General features: G+C 72.0%; 14 protein-coding genes. 4 read left to right on the top strand and 10 right to left on the bottom strand.

The genetic code is table 11. The features are described from left to right. Position 1: 1 nt before the first annotated feature. From IEY82_RS19630 to IEY82_RS19610, 5 genes are all read right to left on the bottom strand, one after another. Entirely contained in the window at positions 2 to 1,159 is a 1,158-nt protein-coding gene (locus IEY82_RS19630) for a sulfotransferase family protein (RefSeq protein ID WP_189125604.1), read from the bottom strand. Between the two features lie 13 nt (positions 1,160 to 1,172). Continuing rightward, positions 1,173 to 2,084, bottom strand: a complete 912-nt coding sequence (locus IEY82_RS19625) for an SDR family oxidoreductase (RefSeq protein WP_189125603.1) — start codon at positions 2,082 to 2,084, stop codon at positions 1,173 to 1,175. Then, positions 2,084 to 3,262, bottom strand: a complete 1,179-nt coding sequence (locus IEY82_RS19620; protein ID WP_189125602.1) for a hypothetical protein — start codon at positions 3,260 to 3,262, stop codon at positions 2,084 to 2,086. The genes IEY82_RS19625 and IEY82_RS19620 overlap by 1 nt, the downstream gene beginning before the upstream one ends. 75 nt (positions 3,263 to 3,337) lie before the next feature. Then, complete coding sequence (locus tag IEY82_RS19615; protein WP_189125601.1) at positions 3,338 to 3,841, bottom strand: nuclear transport factor 2 family protein; 504 nt, start codon at positions 3,839 to 3,841, stop codon at positions 3,338 to 3,340. A gap of 45 nt (positions 3,842 to 3,886) precedes the next feature. Continuing rightward, positions 3,887 to 4,477 (bottom strand): TetR/AcrR family transcriptional regulator, encoded by a 591-nt coding sequence (locus IEY82_RS19610; RefSeq protein WP_189125600.1) that lies wholly within the window; start codon positions 4,475 to 4,477, stop codon positions 3,887 to 3,889. A gap of 71 nt (positions 4,478 to 4,548) precedes the next feature. Between IEY82_RS19610 and IEY82_RS19605 the strand changes: the two genes are divergently transcribed. The 3 genes from IEY82_RS19605 (at position 4,549) to IEY82_RS19595 (ending at position 7,047) form a co-directional block, all read left to right on the top strand. Continuing rightward, positions 4,549 to 5,043 carry an FBP domain-containing protein gene (locus IEY82_RS19605; RefSeq protein ID WP_189125599.1) on the top strand — a complete coding sequence of 165 codons (495 nt, stop codon included), beginning with the start codon at positions 4,549 to 4,551 and terminating at the stop codon, positions 5,041 to 5,043. Positions 5,044 to 5,104: 61 nt separating this feature from the next. Continuing rightward, positions 5,105 to 6,250, top strand: a complete 1,146-nt coding sequence (locus IEY82_RS19600) for a serine hydrolase domain-containing protein (protein WP_189125598.1) — start codon at positions 5,105 to 5,107, stop codon at positions 6,248 to 6,250. A gap of 125 nt (positions 6,251 to 6,375) precedes the next feature. After that, on the top strand, positions 6,376 to 7,047 hold the full coding sequence (locus tag IEY82_RS19595; protein WP_225263364.1) for a Crp/Fnr family transcriptional regulator: 672 nt from the start codon (positions 6,376 to 6,378) through the stop codon (positions 7,045 to 7,047). Here the strand turns inward: IEY82_RS19595 and IEY82_RS19590 are convergent. From IEY82_RS19590 to IEY82_RS19580, 3 genes are all read right to left on the bottom strand, one after another. Further along, on the bottom strand, positions 7,031 to 10,432 hold the full coding sequence (locus IEY82_RS19590) for an ATP-binding protein (protein ID WP_189125597.1): 3,402 nt from the start codon (positions 10,430 to 10,432) through the stop codon (positions 7,031 to 7,033). The two genes, IEY82_RS19595 and IEY82_RS19590, sit on opposite strands and share 17 nt — an antisense overlap. A 184-nt stretch (positions 10,433 to 10,616) precedes the next feature. Further along, positions 10,617 to 11,051 carry a hypothetical protein gene (locus IEY82_RS19585; RefSeq protein ID WP_189125596.1) on the bottom strand — a complete coding sequence of 145 codons (435 nt, stop codon included), beginning with the start codon at positions 11,049 to 11,051 and terminating at the stop codon, positions 10,617 to 10,619. 131 nt (positions 11,052 to 11,182) lie between these two features. Next, positions 11,183 to 11,761 (bottom strand): TetR/AcrR family transcriptional regulator, encoded by a 579-nt coding sequence (locus IEY82_RS19580; RefSeq protein ID WP_189125595.1) that lies wholly within the window; start codon positions 11,759 to 11,761, stop codon positions 11,183 to 11,185. 90 nt (positions 11,762 to 11,851) lie between these two features. Here IEY82_RS19580 and IEY82_RS19575 point away from each other — a divergent pair, with 90 nt between their 5' ends. Next, on the top strand, positions 11,852 to 13,240 hold the full coding sequence (locus tag IEY82_RS19575) for an MFS transporter (protein WP_189125594.1): 1,389 nt from the start codon (positions 11,852 to 11,854) through the stop codon (positions 13,238 to 13,240). On the opposite strand, the gene IEY82_RS19570 is transcribed toward IEY82_RS19575, so the two are convergent. Both IEY82_RS19570 and IEY82_RS19565 read right to left on the bottom strand, forming a co-directional pair. Next, entirely contained in the window at positions 13,218 to 13,637 is a 420-nt protein-coding gene (locus IEY82_RS19570; protein ID WP_189125593.1) for a hypothetical protein, read from the bottom strand. The two genes, IEY82_RS19575 and IEY82_RS19570, sit on opposite strands and share 23 nt — an antisense overlap. A gap of 13 nt (positions 13,638 to 13,650) precedes the next feature. Further along, positions 13,651 to 16,170 (bottom strand): PKD domain-containing protein, encoded by a 2,520-nt coding sequence (locus IEY82_RS19565; RefSeq protein WP_189125592.1) that lies wholly within the window; start codon positions 16,168 to 16,170, stop codon positions 13,651 to 13,653. Positions 16,171 to 16,322 lie beyond the last annotated feature (152 nt).

Below are 16,322 nucleotides of genomic sequence, written 5' to 3'. Positions count from 1 at the left end.
GTCAGCGGGCGAGGCTCGCCAGGTACCCGGCGAAGCGTTCGTCGATCTCCTCACCGGTCAGCCCGAAGTCGGCCAGGTCGTAGCTGTGGGACGGACGGCCCCCGCCGGAGCGGCTCTCCTCGTGCAGCCCGGCCATGGCCGCGCGGGCCGCGTCACCGAGCGGCAGCCCGAACCGGTCGTAGACGGCCTCGACGGTGCCCAGCGGGTCGCGGACGAACGCGTCGTAGTCGACGTCGCAGAACCGGGCCGGGTCGTGCCGGGCCCGCTCGGCCCGGAACCGGTCGAGGCCCCGGCTCCACAGCTCCACCTGGTCGCGCCCGATCACCGCGCCGGTGAACACCTCCGACCAGCCCTCCGTCGCGTGCGCGGCGAGGCTGCACATCGACGCCATCGCCGTGCGCGGCGAGCGGTGCGTCTGGACGACCAGCGCGTCCGGATAGACCTCCAGCAGCGCGTCCAGGGCGAACAGGTGGCTGGGGTTCTTCAGCACCCAGCGCCGGCCGGGGTCGCGCAGCCCGATGAGCCGCAGGTTGCGCCGGTGCCTGCGGTAGGCCGCGGTCCAGTCCTGGCCGTCCAGCCAGGCGGAGTAGGACGGCAGGTGGGCCAGGCACTCGAAGGAGACCGACCGCATGGACTGGCGCAGCAACCGCCAGCACTCCTCGACCTGCCCGGCCGACATGTAGTGGACGCCCATGAACTCGGGGTTGCGCACGTGGTGCCGTTCGTAGGCGGCCTGGATCCGCTGGAAGGCCGGGTTCGCCGGCCAGGTCTCGCGGGCCGGGCGCGGCTGCGGCACCTCGGTCAGCCACACCTCCAGCCCCTGGTTCGCCGGGTCGGCGGTGAGCAGCCGGTGCAGGGCGGTCGTGCCGGTGCGCGGCAGCCCGGTGACGAAGATCGGCCGCTCGACGGGCACCTCCGCGTGCTCGGGGTGCTCCCGCCAGGCCGCCTCCGACAGCAGCCGTGAGGTCAGCGCCCCGCGCAGCGTCGCGCGCGTCACCTTGACGCCCAGCGGCGTGAGCGCCTCGTCGCGGGCGTAGGACTCCAGCAGCGCGTCGAGCCCGTCGAGGTACGGGTCGTCGCCGAAGTCGTGCAGGCCCGTGTAGGCGGTGGCCGAGGCGAGCAGGTCCGCGGCCGTGCCGACACCCGTGTCCGTGGTCATCGTCCCTCCGGGGTCAGTGGTGCCATTCGCCGCAGTTGACGTCGAGGCACTGGCCGGTGACCGCCCGCGCGAGCGGGGACAGCAGGAACACCGCCGTGTCCGCGACCTCGTCGGGCTCGGGCAGCCGGCGCAGGTCCAGCGTGGCGGTGATCTCGTCGTACACCTGCTGGGCCGGGACGCCGCGCGAGCGGCCGAGATAGTCGAAGTACCGCTTCAGGTTGTCCGCCCAGATGTAGCCGGGCGCGACCGAGTTGACCCGGATGCCCTGCGGGCCGAGCTCGGTCGCCAGGCTCTGAGCCAGGGCGAGCAGCGCCGCCTTGGTGATCTTGTACACGCCGAACGTCCGCCTGGAGTGCCGCAGCACCGCCGAGTTGATCATGACGACGGAGCCGCCGCGCTCGGCCAGGGCGGGGGCGAAGAGCTGGGTGAGCCGCAGCGCGGCCAGCAGGTTGGTCTCGAAGGCGGCGCGCACCACGTCGAGGTCCACGGTGGCCAGGTCCGTCAGCGGCGGCATCGCGAAGGCGTTGTTGACCAGGCCGTCCACCCGGCCGTACGACTCCAGCGCCGTCTCGGCCAGCTCCCGGCAGGACGCCTCGTCGGTGATGTCGGTCCGCACCGCCACCGCGCGGCGGCCCAGCTCCGCCACCTCCTTGGCCACCTCGGCCAGCCGCGCCTCGTTCCGCGCGGCCAGCACCACGTCGGCGCCGGCCCTGGCGCACTGCAGCGCCAGCCCGCGGCCCAGCCCCGGCCCGGCACCGGAGATCACGACCACCCGGTCCGCCAGCACCCGGTCCGCCGGCACCCGGTCCGCCAGCACCCGGTCCGCCGGCACCCGGTCCGCCGGCACCCGGTCCGCCGGCACCCGGTCCGCCGGCACTCGGTTCGCCGGCACTCGGTTCGCCAGCACCTCGTTCGCCGGTGACATCAGCCCAGCATCCGCTTCGCGACGGCGCTCTGGCGCGCGGCGATCCGGTTCGCCCACTCGACCGGGGTCACCCGCTGGCGTTCGTAGTGGGGGAGCCGCTCCGCCAGCTCGCCGAACGGGATCACCTCCACCTCGGGGCCGTCGTCCGGCTTGAGCTCGCGGGTCAGCCGCTGCCAGCGGAACTGCAGGTAGCCGCGCCGGTGCCCGGTGCGCTCGATCCAGTTGGCCAGGCCGGGATCGCGCTCGCTGACGACGTAGCGGATCCTCCCGTCGGGGTCGGCCCGCGCCTGGCCGGCCGTGAGACTGGTCTGGTGGTTGATGTAGTCCAGCGAGACGTACCACATGCTGCCGAGCTGGAATCCCTGGTACGGCGCGACGGCGCGGCCGGCCACCGGCACGGTGATCACCATGACCTGGTCGTCGTCGAGGTCGTAGTGGCCGACCGACGAGTACTGGGTGGCGAGCCCGCCGGGGGTGGGCCGCGGCTCGGTCATCGTGTTGACCGGCAGCGTGAGGTAGTGCCGTTCCGGGAAGGCGAGGAACGTGCGCAGCCGGGAGACCAGCATCCGGCCCGCGATCTCGTACCTCCTGGCCATCCGCTCGGCGGTCGGTGGCGGTGGCGCGGTGCCGAGCGCGCCGGCCCGGTGGATGCGGATCTCGCCGGGCCGCTCGGTGTCCCAGTCGCTGAAGACCTCGCGGGCGATCAGCATCGCCGCGCCCGGCCCCAGCGTGAACCGGTTCGGGCCCGTCCCGGCTCCGGCGGGACCGAAGCGCAGCTCGTACGATCCGTCCGCGGCGATCTCGATGTCCCGGTCGTCGAACGCGGTGAGGCTGTCCGGCGAGCGCGACGGCGAATAGTCGCCGTTGAGCACCTGGAAGCTCAGGTCGGCCGTGCTGCCCCGGCGGCCGGTGACCACGTACTCGGCGTCGTCGCGCAGGTAGGCGTGAAAGTAGAGGGTGTCCGGGTTGTCCAGCCCGAGCTTGGTGTAGGGGCCGGTGGAGGTCGCGAAGTAGGGGAAGTCCCGGTCGTAGGCCCAGACCATGTGCAGCGTCGCCTTGATGCTGCCGGCCAGGTAGTCCAGCCCCTCGGCCAGGTCCTGGTCGGTCCGCACGTGGGGCGCCGACCGGATGATCCGCTCGGCCTCGGCGATCGCCTCGGCGAATGACTGCGTGGCCACCGGACTCCCTCGTCGTCGCGGTACACCCGGGTACCGGAGCGGTCGGCTTCCTTCCAGGAGAGAGTAGAACCCGTTCTAGGTGGGGTCAATGGGCGATCGGCCCGCGGCGGGATCAGACCAGCGGTTCGCGGTGAACCTCAGGCTGGGCAGGTCGTCGAGGGAGACGGTGTACTCGTACGTGCGGCGGTGGCTGGTGGCGGCGATCCGCCACCGCCCGTCGGAGCAGCGGCGGTAGGTGTCGCTGTAGTAGGCCGACCCGCGGATCAGCAGGCGGTACGCCATGGCGATCACGGTGTCGTCCAGGCACCACGTGCCGGTGGCGTGGTCGCCGTCGACCTCGATCTCGGGGTGGCTGACGACGTGCGTGGTGATCATCTCGGGGCCGAGGTTGCGGCGCAGGTAGCCGACGATGTCCGCGCGGCCGTCCAGGTGCAGCGGGTGGCCGACGACCGGGGCGTCGTAGTCGGCCACCGCGTCCTCGGTGAGCGTGTCGGCGAGCTCGTCCCAGAGCTTCAGGTCGACGGAGCGCAGGTAGCGCGCCTTGGCCAGGCGGATCTCCTCCAGCGCGATCAGGTCCATGCGCCCCAGCATGCGCTCCCGCCGCGCCGCTGACAAGAACGTGTTCTAGTGCAGGGGGCATGGATCCTTCGCGGGCCAGTTGGCCAGCGCGACGTGCAGGCCGTCGAGGGATCGTTCCCAGGATCTCCGCACGTCGCGCGTATGCCTGAACCCGCCGTTGGCCTCCAGGGTGACGTAGCCGTGGAAGGCGCTGCGCAGCAGGCGGCCCGCGTCGGTCAGGTCCGGCTCGACCAGGTCGTACGCGCGGAGCATCGCGTGGGTGAGCTCGACGGTGCGGACATGGACGGTGGATCCCGCGAGGACGGCGGGGCTCGGCTGGACCGCCTGGGTCGCGGTGTAGCGGCCGGGGTGGGCCAGCGCGTAGTCGCGGTAGGCGTTGGCGAACGCGACCATGGCGTCCTTGCCGGCCCGGCCCGCGACCGCCGCGGCGATGCGGTCGGCCAGCTCCTCCGCGGCCAGCAGCGCGACCCGTTCGCGCAGCTCCTGAAGGTTCCTGACGTGCGAGTACAGGCTCGCGTCCTTGACCCCGAAGCTCCGCGCCAGCGCGGACACGGTGATGTTCTCGAAGCCGACGGCGTCCGCGAGCTCCGCGGCCGCCCTCGTCACGCGCTCGGCTGTCAGTCCCGCACGGGCCATCCGCCACCTCTGTTTTCCTAGGATAAATAAGCGTTTGCCTAATATATCTAGGAACTGTAGCGTTCCGCGCCATGAAAGCAGTCACGGAACAGCAGATCCGCGCCTCGTTCGTCAACTGCTCCAAGGGGGAGGCCAAGCGGCTGACGCTCCCGCGGGGCCTGGCCGAGCAGCCCTGGGACGACCTTGACTTCCTGGGCTGGCGCGACCCCGGCGCGCCCGACCGCGGCTACCTCGTCACCGAGCACGGCGGCGACGTCGTCGGCGTGGCGCTCCGCCTGGCCGCCCAGCAGCGCGGGCAGCTCCACCGCGGCATGTGCTCCCTGTGCCTGACCACGCATCCCGGCAACGGCGTCTCCCTCCTGACCGCCCGGCGAGCGGGTCAGGCCGGCCGCGACGGCAACTCCGTCGGCGTGTACGTGTGCAGCGACCTCGACTGCTCCCTGTACGTACGCGGCAGGAAGATCCCGGACCTGGGCGGGCGGCTTGAGGAGTCCCTGACGGTCGAGGAGCAGATCGATCGCACCAGGAGCAAGCTGTCGGCCTTCCTGGACAAGGTCCTGGCCTGAACCGGCATGACCGTGAACACATCGCATCCATCGACCCCACGTCAGGAGAGAGAGGATCACCGTGAAGAGCAGTGGGTGGGCCGACGAGCGGTTCGGGGCGGTCGCCGACGCGTTCTCCCGGAACTTCACCGACCACGGTGAGCTCGGCGCGGCCGTCACCGTGTACGCCGGCGGCCGCAAGGTCGTCGACCTGTGGGGCGGGATCGCCGACCCACGTGACGGCCGCCCGTGGGCGGAGGACACGGTCGTGCCGGTCTTCTCCTGTGCCAAGGGCGTCGTCAGCGTCTGCGCCCACCTGCTCGCGCAGCAGGGGCGGCTGGATCTCGACGCCCCGGTGAGCCGCTACTGGCCGGAGTTCGCCCGGAACGGCAAGGAGGCGATCACGCCGCGCATGGTGCTCGGGCACCGCGCCGGGCTGCCCGCCCTCGACCGCGTGCTGAGCTTCGCGGAGATCACCCGGTGGGCGCCGGTGGTTCGCGCGATCGAGGAGCAGGAGCCGCTGTGGAAGCCGGGGGACGCCTACGAGTACCACGGCCATGTCTTCGGCTTCCTCATCGGCGAGGTGATCCGCCGGATCACCGGACTCACTCCCGGCGGGTTCTTCCGCCAGGCCGTCGGTGACGCGCTGGGGCTGCGCACCTGGATCGGCCTGCCGCGGGACGAGGACGCCCGGCTGGCCAGGCTCGTCGAGGCCGAGGGCCGCCCCGCGATGCCCGGCCCCGAATCGCTGATCACGCGCATGGTGACGATGAACGGCGCGCTCGCCTTCCCCGGCCTGGACGAGCCCCACGGCTGGAACGATCCCGCGCTGCTCCGCGCGGAGCTTCCCGGGGCGGGCGCGGTCTCGTCCGCGAGCGGCCTGGCCGGCCTGTACGCGGCGGCCGTGACCGGGGTGGACGGCTCGGACCGCCTGCTCACCCGTGACACCGTCACCGACCTGGTGCGCGAGCTGTCGGCCGGGGCCTCCTGGTCGGGCCTGCCGGACGTGGGCGCCCGGTGGGGGAGCGGCTTCCTGCTGCACGCGCCCCGGTTCCGGCCCATGCTCGGCCCGCGCGGCTTCGGCAACGACGGCGCGGGCGGGCAGTTCGGCTTCGGTGACGACGAGTTCGGCGTGGGCTTCGGCTATGTCGCGAACCGCATGATCGGCCACGGCGACGGGCGCGCCGCCCGGCTCGTCGCGGTGGTGCGGAAGTCACTGAACATATGAATCTACATTGTAAAGGCGCTGGCCTGTCGCACCTTCTTGAACAGCGCAGAAAAACCACTAACACCACACAAACGACGCACTGACGGTGCGGTCGCCATACTCGGCCCAACGTGATGGAGGTGGCCGTGGAACGGTGGGAAGAGGGGCTGGCGGACCTGCGGGGGCGGGTGCGTCGCTGGCCGGCGGGGGCGGTTCTGTTCCGGGAGGGAGACCGTTCGGACTGGATGCTGCTGATCAGGGCGGGCCGGGTGAAGGTCACCTGCTCGACCGAGGCGGGCAGCGAGACGGTGCTGTGGGTGCTCGGTCCGGGGGAGGTGCTCGGCGGGTTGTCGGTGCTGGGTGAGGGGGAGCGGGCCATGTCGGCGACCGCGCTTGAGCCGGTGACCGGGCTGTCGCTGCCGTCCTCGGCGTTCGACGGGCTGCTGCGCGACAGTCCCGCCGTGGTGGTGGCGCTGTTGCGGCTGCTCGGCAGGCAGCTGCGGGAGGCCGAGGACAAGCTGGCCGAGTTCGGTTCGCTCGACACGCTCGGCCGGGTGACCAAGCGGCTCGTCGAGCTGGCGGACCGGTTCGGCGACGACTGCCCGGCGGGGCTGCGGATCAGCCTGCCGCTGTCCCAGCAGGAGCTCGCCGGTTGGACCGGCTCGTCCAGGATCGCCACCGCGCGGGCGTTGCGTACGTTGCGGGACCGGGGGTGGATCGAGACCGGCCGCCGGGAGATCGTCATCCGGGATCTGGCCGCCCTGCGGCGCCGCGCCGGACGGCTCTCCTCGCCGGTGGCGTTCAGCGCCGCCGGATGAGGGGCACGGGAGCGGGCGCGTGCGGTAACGAGGTGAGGGGAGCGGTGCCCAGTTCGGCGTGCAGCCGCGCGGCGTGGTCGGTCTCGCCCAGGGCCTCGTACGACCGGGCCTCGTCGAAGGCGATGCCGAGGCCGCGGGCGGCGGCCAGTGCCCGGGCGGCGGCGCGCCGGGCCGCCGGCGTGCGGCCGGTGAGGTCGAGCAGCAGCGCCGCCGCCCAGCCCATCCGGGCGGCGGCCGACGGGGTCCGCCTGGCCAGCTCGCCCATGTGGCGCAGCAGCCGGGGGATGGCCGGGTCGGTCATCCGCAGCGCCCGCAGCACCTCCGCCAGCCCCGCCCACGCCTCCAGGGTCCCCCGCAGCGGCATGTCCGGCCGGTCCGCGGCGCGCAGCGCGTCGATCACGACCCGCCGCGCGGTGGCCACGTCACCGTCCAGCAGGCAGAGCTGGGCCTGGAGCGTGCCTAGCCGCAGCCGCTGGATCGTCTGGATCTTGCCGCCGGCGTGGGCGAAGTGGGTCTCGTCGAGCCGGGGGAGGGCCGCCGTCGCCGCGCGTGCGGCCTTCAGCACCCGGGCGATCTCGGCGGGTTCGCGGTCGGCCAGCCGTAGCAGGGCCTCGGCCTGGCCGGTCAGGCACCAGTAGCCGGACAGTTCGTTGCCCATGCGCGCCACGGAGATGCCGGCCACCGTCGCCAGCAGCGGGGCGGCGTCCGCGTAGCGACCGCGCTGGACCTCCAGTTCGGCGAGCAGCCCGTGGCAGTGTTCGGCGAGGCGCCGGTCGGCGGGGTGGCTTCGGGCCGCCGTCAGGGTCTGCCGTGCCGTGCCGAACCGGCCCTCCGTGGCGAGGAGCAGCCCTCTGGCCAGGCGGGCGCGGGAGACGGTGATCGGGTCGGGCACCGTGGCGACGGCCTCGTCGGCCAGCCGGCCGTAGTGGCGTGATACCTTCCGGAGCCCGGCGAGGGCGGCCACGACCGCGACGTTCGCGTACGCCTCCGCGCGTTCGGCGATGCCGCCCGACCGTTCCGCCGCGTGCAGGTGACGCAGGACGGCGAGCAGCATGACGGTCTGGTCCTGCCGGTGGTAGCCGTGCTCGCCGAGCATCGACAGCGTATGGGCGGCTTCGGCGGCCAGGGCGCGTCGCGGGGCGTTCCTGGCCGCTCCGGTGAGCGGTGTCAGGCGGTGGGCCGCCTGACGGAGCGCCGTCGTGGCCAGGGTCGCGAGGATGCCGAGCCGGGTGGTGGGCAGCGGCCGGTCGGCCACGGCGAGCGCGCCGGTCAGGGCCGCCAGGCTCTCGCCGCCGCGCTCGAACTGGAAGTGCGCGATCCCGGCCAGCCGGTGCCAGCGTGCCAGCTCCGCCCGCTGCTCGTCCGTGTCCGCGGCGGGCCTGCCGGCGATCATGTCGGCGGCGATCGACAGGGCCTCGGTGTAGTAGTGCCTGCGCAGGCAGAGCGTCCAGTAGTGCTCCGCGAACACGGCCCGGCCGGGGCCGATGTGACGCCAGGCGAGCCGGAGGTTGTCCATGTCGGGGTCGAGCTCGTCGAGGACGGCCGTGTCGGCGTGGTCGCGCAGCCTGGGCGCCCGTTCGCTGAGGAGGCGCGCGTACCAGGCGGCGTGCCGGGCTCGCGGGGTGTCGTCGGTGAGCCGGGCGACCGCGCACTGCCGGACGAGTTCGTGCACGCGGTAGCGGCCGTCGCGGTCGCGGCGTACCAGGGAGTGGTCGGTGAGCCTGGCGAGGACCACGGCGGTGGTGGCGGCGACCTCCAGCGCGGCCGCGAGCGTGAACCCGCCGGCGAAGACCGACACGCGGGCCAGGGCTCGCTGTTCCGGTGCGGTGAGGAGCCGCCAGGAGGCGTCGAAGACCTGTCTCATGCTCGCGTGCCTGCTCGTCGCGGGGGCCGGATGCTCCAGCAGGACCACGGGCGTGGCCCGCTCGCCCGGGTCGCCGGTCGGTGCCAGCCGGTCGGCGATCTCCTCGCAGGTCAGCGCGCGTGTCAGTGAGGCGGCCAGTTCGATCGCGAGGGGCAGTCCGCCGACGGCCGCGCAGATCCGGGCCAGCGTGCGAGGGTCGGTGTCGAAGCCGGGATCGAGCCTGCGGGCCAGTTCCGCGAACAGGGTTCGGGCCTGGGCGTCCGGCAGGGCGGGCACCTCGTGCACGTGTTCGGCGCAGCTGCCCAGCCTGCGCCGCGAGGTGGCCAGGATCCGCACGCCGGGCGCCGCCGACAGGATCGCCTCGGCGAGGCCCGTCATGGCGGGCAGGTGTTCGAGGTTGTCCAGGATGAGCAGGGCGCGCCGGTCGCGTACGGCGGCGAGCAGCAGGTCGCGTGCCGGTTTCGGTGGCGTCAGGTCGACGCCGGCCGCCTTGGCCAGGGTCAGCGCCACGGCGTCGGCCTCGCTCACGCGCTCCTCGGCCGCGCCGGCCTGGCCGTCGCCGTCGGGTGGGCGTACTCCGGCGAAGGAGACGAACAGCACGTCGCCGTCGAAGCGCTCGCCGGTGGCGATGGCGAGTCTGGTCTTTCCGACGCCTCCGGGGCCGGTCAGCGTCAGCAGGCGGACGTGGTGGTCGCGTAGCCGCGCCGTCACCTGTTCGACCTCTTCGTCCCGGCCGACCAGTCCGGTCAGCGGGCAGGGCAGCCGGCGCACCACGCCGGCACTCGCCACGCCGGCACTCGCCACGCCGGCAGTCGGCACGCCCCTTCCCGGTGCGGCCAGGATCCGCCGCCGCAGCGCTTCGGTGCTCGCGTCCGGGGGGATGCCGAGTTCCTGGTCCAGCACGCGGCGGCACGTCTCGTAGTGGGTGAGCGCGCCGGCGCGGTCGCCCAGCGCGGCCAGGGTCTCGATGACCATGCGGTGGGCGCTCTCGTCGAGCGGGTCGAACTCGAGCAGGCGGCGGGCCAGCCGCGCCGCGCCTTCGTGGTCGCGTTGCCGGTGCGCGGTGCGTGCCCGCTCGCGCAGTGTCAGCGCCGCCGCCCGTCCGGCCTGGCGGCGGCGTTCGGCCGCCCAGTCGTCGAACCGGGGGGCGTCGGGGAGCGCCAGGTCGTCGAGGAAGCCGCCCCGGTAGTCGTCCGGGACCGAGCCGTTCGTGACGAGGTCCTCCCAGTCGAGGGTGTACGGCAGGGTGCGGTCGAAGGCGACCTGGGTGGGGGCGATGGTCAGGTGGTCGGCCACGGTGCGGCGCAGTTCCATCAGGGCGAGCCGCAGGCTTCCGCGGGCGTTGGTCTCGGCTCGCTCGCCCCACAGCAGACCGGCCAGGGCCGACCTGGTGTACGGCCTGCCTTCGATCATCAGGTAGCACAGCAGCGCCCGCGCCTTGGCGGACCTGATGGGGACGGCGTGGCCGTCTCCTTTGGTGATCGAGCTCATTCCCAGCACTCGTACGCGCAACTTGTTCATCCGGCGTCCCCCGTCGGCACGATCTCGTGCGGCGGCCCCGAGCGTAATTATCCGTCCGAGTTACGAGAAGGCAATTGTCCTCATAAGTCGCCTGAGATCGGGGTGGGGAATGCGGAAGACGCTCCGACCCGCCGGGGAGTCGGAGCGTCCGTGAATCTAATCCTGGTGATCGATGCCGTGACCGTCAGGCCGGGTTGACCTCGTAGACGATGGTGTACTTGGCGCCGTTCAGGTGGTCGAACTCGTCGACCTGGACGCCCGCGCCGGACTCGGTGTCGTTGACGATGACGTTGCCGAGGAAGTCGTCGACGCCGCTGTCCTCCTCGAACAGCTCCATGACGGCGCTGCTGCCGGTGAAGTCGTGCGTCCTGCCCACGAGCGACTCGGTGTCGCCCTTGCCCATCTCGACCGGACCGAACTCGCGTGTCCCGTCGATGTTCAGGTACGGCCTGTCCTTGCCGACGGTGGTCTGCTTCTTGTTGCACGTCAGCGAGATCAGCTCGATCGTGTACGTGGTCGTCGTGCTCGTCGTGGTCGTCGCCGCTGCCGCCGGCAGCGCCGCGCTCGCGAGCGCGGCCACGGCGAGCGGCAGCACCGCCCACCGAAGAACCTTTCGCATGGCCTTTTCTCCCCGTTGGATGCTCGCCCGAGGACTTTTCCGGGCTGTCACCATTCCAGCCGGAAGCGCATGCGGGGTCTGTCTCGTCCGATACGCAGGCACGGTGTCCTTCGACACCCACGGTGGAAGGGTCAGCCGGTCAGTACCGATTGGACGGATCTGGTCACCACGTAGGCGGCCTCATCTGAGGGCAGCCGTCCGGCGCGCACCTCGGCCGCCGCGCCGTGCAGGATGTACTGGACCAGGCTGACCAGCCAGGTGGTGGGCAGGTCGGTGCGGAAGGCGCCCTGTTCCTGGCCGCGTCGGATGAGCTCGGCCATGCGCCGGGCGGGCTCGGCGTGCATGTCTCGCACCCGTCCCTCGGGGAGCACTCCCTCGGCGGCGGCCAGCAGGGCCGCGGACTCGGCCACGAGTGCCCAGCTCGACGCCAGCAGGCGGGTCATGGCGTCGCCCGCGTCTCCGGTCAGGTCGATGGACGACAGGGTCTCCTCGCCGGTCCGCAGCGCGTCCGTGAGCGCGGCTTCGACCAGGTCGGCCCGCGTGCGGAAGTGCCCGTAGAGGGTCATCCGCCCGACCCCGGCGGCCTGCGCGATGTCGTCGGTCGTCGCGTTCGGATCCGAACTCAGCAGGGTGCGCGCCGCGGACACGATGCGGGCGATGCTGCGCTCGGCGTCGGCGCGGCGTCGGGAGCGGGCGGAGGGCGCGGCCATGCCCACATCTTAACTCGTACGGACGGATACGGGTTATAGTGAAGGCAAAAGCTCGTACATGAACGTACGAGTTAGTCGCATGGAGGTCCGATGACCCAAGCACCGGCACAGCAGACATCACCTCACGAGCCGCATCCGGCACGCTGGCGCATCCTGGGCTTTCTCGGGGTGGCACAGCTCATGCTGATCCTCGACGTCACCGTCGTGGCCATCGCGCTGCCCCACATCGAGACGGACCTCGGGCTCAGCCGTGAGGTGCTGACCTGGACGGTCAGCGCCTACACGCTCACCTTCGGCGGCCTGATGCTGCTCGGTGGCCGTCTCGCGGACCTGGTGGGAGCCAAGCGGGTCGTGCTCGCCGGCCTTCTCGTGTTCACCGCGGCGTCGCTGGTGACCGGCCTGGCCGGATCCGCGGGGATGCTGGTGGGCGGTCGCATCGGCCAGGGCGTCGGGGCGGCGCTGCTCTCTCCGGCGGCCCTGTCACTGGTGGTGGCCCTGTTCGACGGCGAGGAGCGGAACAAGGCCCTGGGCGTCTGGTCCGCGCTCGGCGGCGGCGGCGCGGCTCTCGGCGTGCTCCTCGGCGGCCTGCTCACCGCCGGGCCCGGGTGGCCGTGGGTCTTCCACATCAATGTGCCCATCGGACTGGTGATCATCGCGGTGCTCGCCGCCCTGCTGCCGGCCCGCTCGTCCGCGCCCGCCGACCGGCCCCGGCTCGACGTCCTCGGCGCGATCCTGGTGACGGCCTCCTCCGCATCGCTGATCTACGCCTTCATCGCCGCGGGTGAGAGGGGGTGGCTCAGCACGTTCACCGGGGGGCTGGTCCTGGCGGCCGCGGTGGGTTACGTGCTGTTCGTGCTGTGGCAGAGGCGGACGCGCTCGCCCCTGATGGACGTCCGGCTGCTGGCCCGGCGGCCCGTGGCGACCGGCGCCTTCCTCATCCTGATGGCGACGGCGCTGATGATCGCGGTGTTCTTCCTGGGCACCTTCTACTTCCAGCAGGCTCTGGGATACGGCGCGCTGCGGACAGGGCTGCTGTTCCTGCCGGTGGCGCTGGCGACGATGCTCGGCGCCAACCTGACCGGCCGCATGCTCGGCCGATGGGGCGGACGCGGGCTGGCCGTCGCGGGCCTGACGGTCGCGGCGATCGGCATGGCCGTCCCGGCGGTGTCGATGAGCCCGGTCAGCGTCGTGGCCGGCGTGGCCGTCGCGGCGGCGGGCACCGGCGCGCTGTTCGTCATCGCCTCGGCGACCGCGCTCGGCCAGGTGGCGCCGCACGAGGCCGGGATCTCCTCCGGCATCGTGAGCACCTTCCACGAGTTCGGCGCGTCCATCGGAGCCGCGGTCATGTCGAGCGTGGCGGCCGCGAGCCTGGCCGGGACCACATTGAGCGGCTTCGCCGGCGGATTCACCGTGGCCGCGGTCGCGGCGGCGGTCGGCGCCGTCGTCGCCGCGCTGGTCACACCCGGCCGTCAGAGATGACCGGGGCGGGCCACAGCTGGAACAGGTAAGTCTCCGCCGTGGCCGTCGCCCGCAGGTGGTAGGTGCCGGGGCCGCCCACGTTCAGCCACTGCGCCTCGTCCTCCACCAGCGGGTTGACCTCCAGCAGTCCGCTGTCCAGCCGCAGCAGAGCCTGCGCGGCGCGTTCGGCGGAGCCCGGGGCGGCGGGGCGGGCGTCCCAGGCTTCGATGCTGACGTCCGCGTCGTGCGGGTCGCCGTCGAGGGTCACCACGATCACGGAGTTGCGTCCGGCGAACAGCCAGCGGGCGGGATCGCCGAACTCGCGGACCGCCTCCTGAGGACCGCCGTCGTCCAGCAGATCGAAGCTGCGGTGATCGACGTGGGTCACGGTCCTCAGGGTGGCGATCAGCTCGGCCATGCCTCGCAGTCTGTCAGTTGTGGGCCTGGATCGAGCCGTGGTCGATGTCCTGGGGGCCGGCCAGGTCCAGGTCGTACCCCGCACCGCGGACGTTGTCGTAGAGCAGGGTGCTCGCCGGGTGGTCGCCTGCCGACAGGGGCCAGACGACCAGCCGGAACCGGTCGGGGTCGGCGTCGTAGGCGTAGAGCACGAAGCCCTGGTCGCCGCTGGCGCCCTTGACGGCGATCCGGTCGTCGGGTGTGACCACCAGCCAGTCCAGTTCGGTCGAGGTCAGGTTCAGGGGGACGCCCTGGATGCGGTAGGCGACCTTGCCGTTGCGGGGAGCGGGTCCTTCGTCGTGCGGATGGTACTTCGGGTTGAACTGGAAGTGCCCGCGCCCCGTCGCCGCCGGGTCGCCGGTCAGCGCGCCCGCGGGTGAGGTGAGTTGGCCGCCCGCCGTGGCGAAGCCGGCGTCCGGGTCGTAGACGATGACCATGACGTCGCTGGAGTTCGTGCCGGTGTCGTCGTCGGTCACCTTGGTCTTGATGGTGTACATGCCGGGATGGGCGAAGGTGTGGGCCGATCGGCAGGTGAGCTCCTCGCCCGCGTACGTCGACGTGCTGCCGTCGTCCCAGTCCGTCAGGCAGGTGTGGGTGTCGTTGGCGCCGGGCTCGGTGAACGCGGCCACCAGCTTGACCTCCGTCCCCGCGCGGAAGACCTGCCAGGGCTTCGGCTCGTGGACGCCCGGGGTGTCCGGGGGCGTGACGGGATCGTCGTCGTCGGCGTCGCCGGCCCTGGCGCGGATGGACGGCGTCGGGCCGAAGCCGGGGGCGACGTTGCCGAGCGTGAGCGTGGTGCTGTCGCTCACCGGGCCGTTGACCGAGTCGCGGGCGGTCAGCGTCAGGGTGAACGTGCCGTCGTCGGTGCAGGTCACGGTCGTGGCGGCCGACGACGAGCCGCTGAAGAAGCAGAACGCTCCGGGATCGACGCCTGGTCCCGGGGTGACGCTCCAGTTCAGGAAGAGGGCGGAGTTCTCCGGGTCGCTCGCGGAGCCGCCGAGCGTCACGGGGGAGCCTTCGTCACCGCGGACGTCGGGTCCGGCGTCGACCGTCGGCGGCAGGTCGACCGGTGGAGTGCCGCCGCCGTCGTCGGGCTCGTCCTCTTCGGGCGGGATCGCCTCGCAGGTGTCGGGGCCTGCCGGCGGGTCCTCCTTGATGTGCACGAAGAAGCCGTCCTGCTCGTAGAGGATGCGGTCGTCGCGGTAGTACTTCTTCAGGGCCCGCCCGGCGCACTCGTTGTCGTCCTTGTGGGCGCCCAGGACGGAGAAGTCCCAGTCGAACTTGGGCGGAGCGCAGCACGCCGCCCCTTCCGCCGTCGAGGCGAACGGGTACTCGTCGCACTGCTGGTCCTTGGAGGTGTCGTAGATGTCCGGGGGGAGCGTGGCGCAGGTGCTGCGCACCGTGTTGCGGTTGGCCGTGTAGCGCGGGTCCGGGGTCTTGCTCGCGTTGATCCGGTGCAGGGCCAGGGCGTCGTCACGATTGTCCGGATGGAACTTCCCCGGGATGAGCTTCACCGTGTCCTTGCGGGGATAGGTCCGGAACGGCACGCCGTCGCGTTCGCACCACGGCTCGGCCTGCGCGCAGCGGATGTGCTTGGCCACCTCGTCGACCTTGCCGTCGTTCACCGAGTACTGCAGGTGCGGGATGACGTCGTCGAGGATGCAGGCCCCCCGGCGCTTCAGGCCGAAGTTCGTGGCCGAGTCGCAGCGGATCGTCCGTTCCTCGGAGGAGCCGTCCGCCAGCCGGAAGTTCCAGCTGTCGATGACGTACCCGTGGAAGAACCACCGGTGGCGGGAGACCTTGTCCGGCAGGGAGCTGACGGACCCGTCCGAGGTGAGCTCGAACGACGTCCACCTGCCGATCCAGTCCTTGATCGGCATGCCGGTGTGCGCGAAGTTCTCGCCGCAGCCGCTTTCCCCGAAGCAGCCCACCCGCTGGTAGAGCATGGATTCCGGCCGGATGTAGCCCTTGGTCGTGGGCCAGTAGTCGGCGTCGTCGCCGCGGAAGAACACGGTGATGCCGCGCTTCCCGTCGTCACGCCCGTAGGCGACGGCCGAGAACTCCATGGTCATGCTGGCGGTCAGCCGGGTGCCGGTCTGGCCGGTGGTGAACTTCTTGGCCTCGACCTGGTACCTCTGGCACCACATGAACCTGTTGTAGACCCGCCCGAACTTGTTGCGCGCGCCCTCGCTGTTCAGGCAGTCCTCCACGTCCGGCCCGCTGGGGGAGCCGGGCGGGGTGCGGGGCGGCGTGGCGGCCGCGGCGGTGGACGGGTCGAAGTACGACTTCTCTCCGCGTTCGCGGGCGGTCCGGCGGGCCGCCTCTCCCAGGTCGCCGGAGAGCTTTCTGGTTTCGGGCCGTGGAACATCGCCCTTCTCGTCGATGCCGGTATAGGAGACGACGCCGAAGTCTCGCGCCGTCTCCGCCTGGCCGGTGCCGCCGAGCACGGGTGTGCATAAGGCGGTGAGCAGGATGGGAATGAGCAGGCGGGGCATTAATCGTCCCGCGCGCATACGTTCGCGCATTGAAATTCTCCCCCGTGGGTGAATCGCCGACATGCGTGATCATTCATGCCACGAGCGCAGTTTACGATTCCGCCGAATGGCTGCCAGGACCCAATCACTGCGAGTCAACAACCGTGTCGACA

Source organism: Nonomuraea cavernae (assembly GCF_014646355.1).
Taxonomy (GTDB): domain Bacteria; phylum Actinomycetota; class Actinomycetes; order Streptosporangiales; family Streptosporangiaceae; genus Nonomuraea; species Nonomuraea cavernae.
This window is presented reverse-complemented; position numbering and strand designations above follow the sequence as displayed.

What these genes read in the sequence shown, in the direction of transcription:
- IEY82_RS19630 (WP_189125604.1), bottom strand. Translation starts at nt 1,159, where the DNA reads ATGACCACGGACACGGGTGTCGGCACGGCCGCGGACCTGCTCGCCTCG.
- IEY82_RS19625 (WP_189125603.1), bottom strand. Translation starts at nt 2,084, where the DNA reads ATGTCACCGGCGAACGAGGTGCTGGCGAACCGAGTGCCGGCGAACCGA.
- IEY82_RS19615 (WP_189125601.1), bottom strand. Translation starts at nt 3,841, where the DNA reads ATGGACCTGATCGCGCTGGAGGAGATCCGCCTGGCCAAGGCGCGCTAC.
- IEY82_RS19610 (WP_189125600.1), bottom strand. Translation starts at nt 4,477, where the DNA reads ATGGCCCGTGCGGGACTGACAGCCGAGCGCGTGACGAGGGCGGCCGCG.
- IEY82_RS19605 (WP_189125599.1), top strand. Translation starts at nt 4,549, where the DNA reads ATGAAAGCAGTCACGGAACAGCAGATCCGCGCCTCGTTCGTCAACTGC.
- IEY82_RS19590 (WP_189125597.1), bottom strand. Translation starts at nt 10,432, where the DNA reads ATGAACAAGTTGCGCGTACGAGTGCTGGGAATGAGCTCGATCACCAAA.
- IEY82_RS19585 (WP_189125596.1), bottom strand. Translation starts at nt 11,051, where the DNA reads ATGCGAAAGGTTCTTCGGTGGGCGGTGCTGCCGCTCGCCGTGGCCGCG.
- IEY82_RS19580 (WP_189125595.1), bottom strand. Translation starts at nt 11,761, where the DNA reads ATGGCCGCGCCCTCCGCCCGCTCCCGACGCCGCGCCGACGCCGAGCGC.
- IEY82_RS19575 (WP_189125594.1), top strand. Translation starts at nt 11,852, where the DNA reads ATGACCCAAGCACCGGCACAGCAGACATCACCTCACGAGCCGCATCCG.
- IEY82_RS19570 (WP_189125593.1), bottom strand. Translation starts at nt 13,637, where the DNA reads ATGGCCGAGCTGATCGCCACCCTGAGGACCGTGACCCACGTCGATCAC.
- IEY82_RS19565 (WP_189125592.1), bottom strand. Translation starts at nt 16,170, where the DNA reads ATGCCCCGCCTGCTCATTCCCATCCTGCTCACCGCCTTATGCACACCC.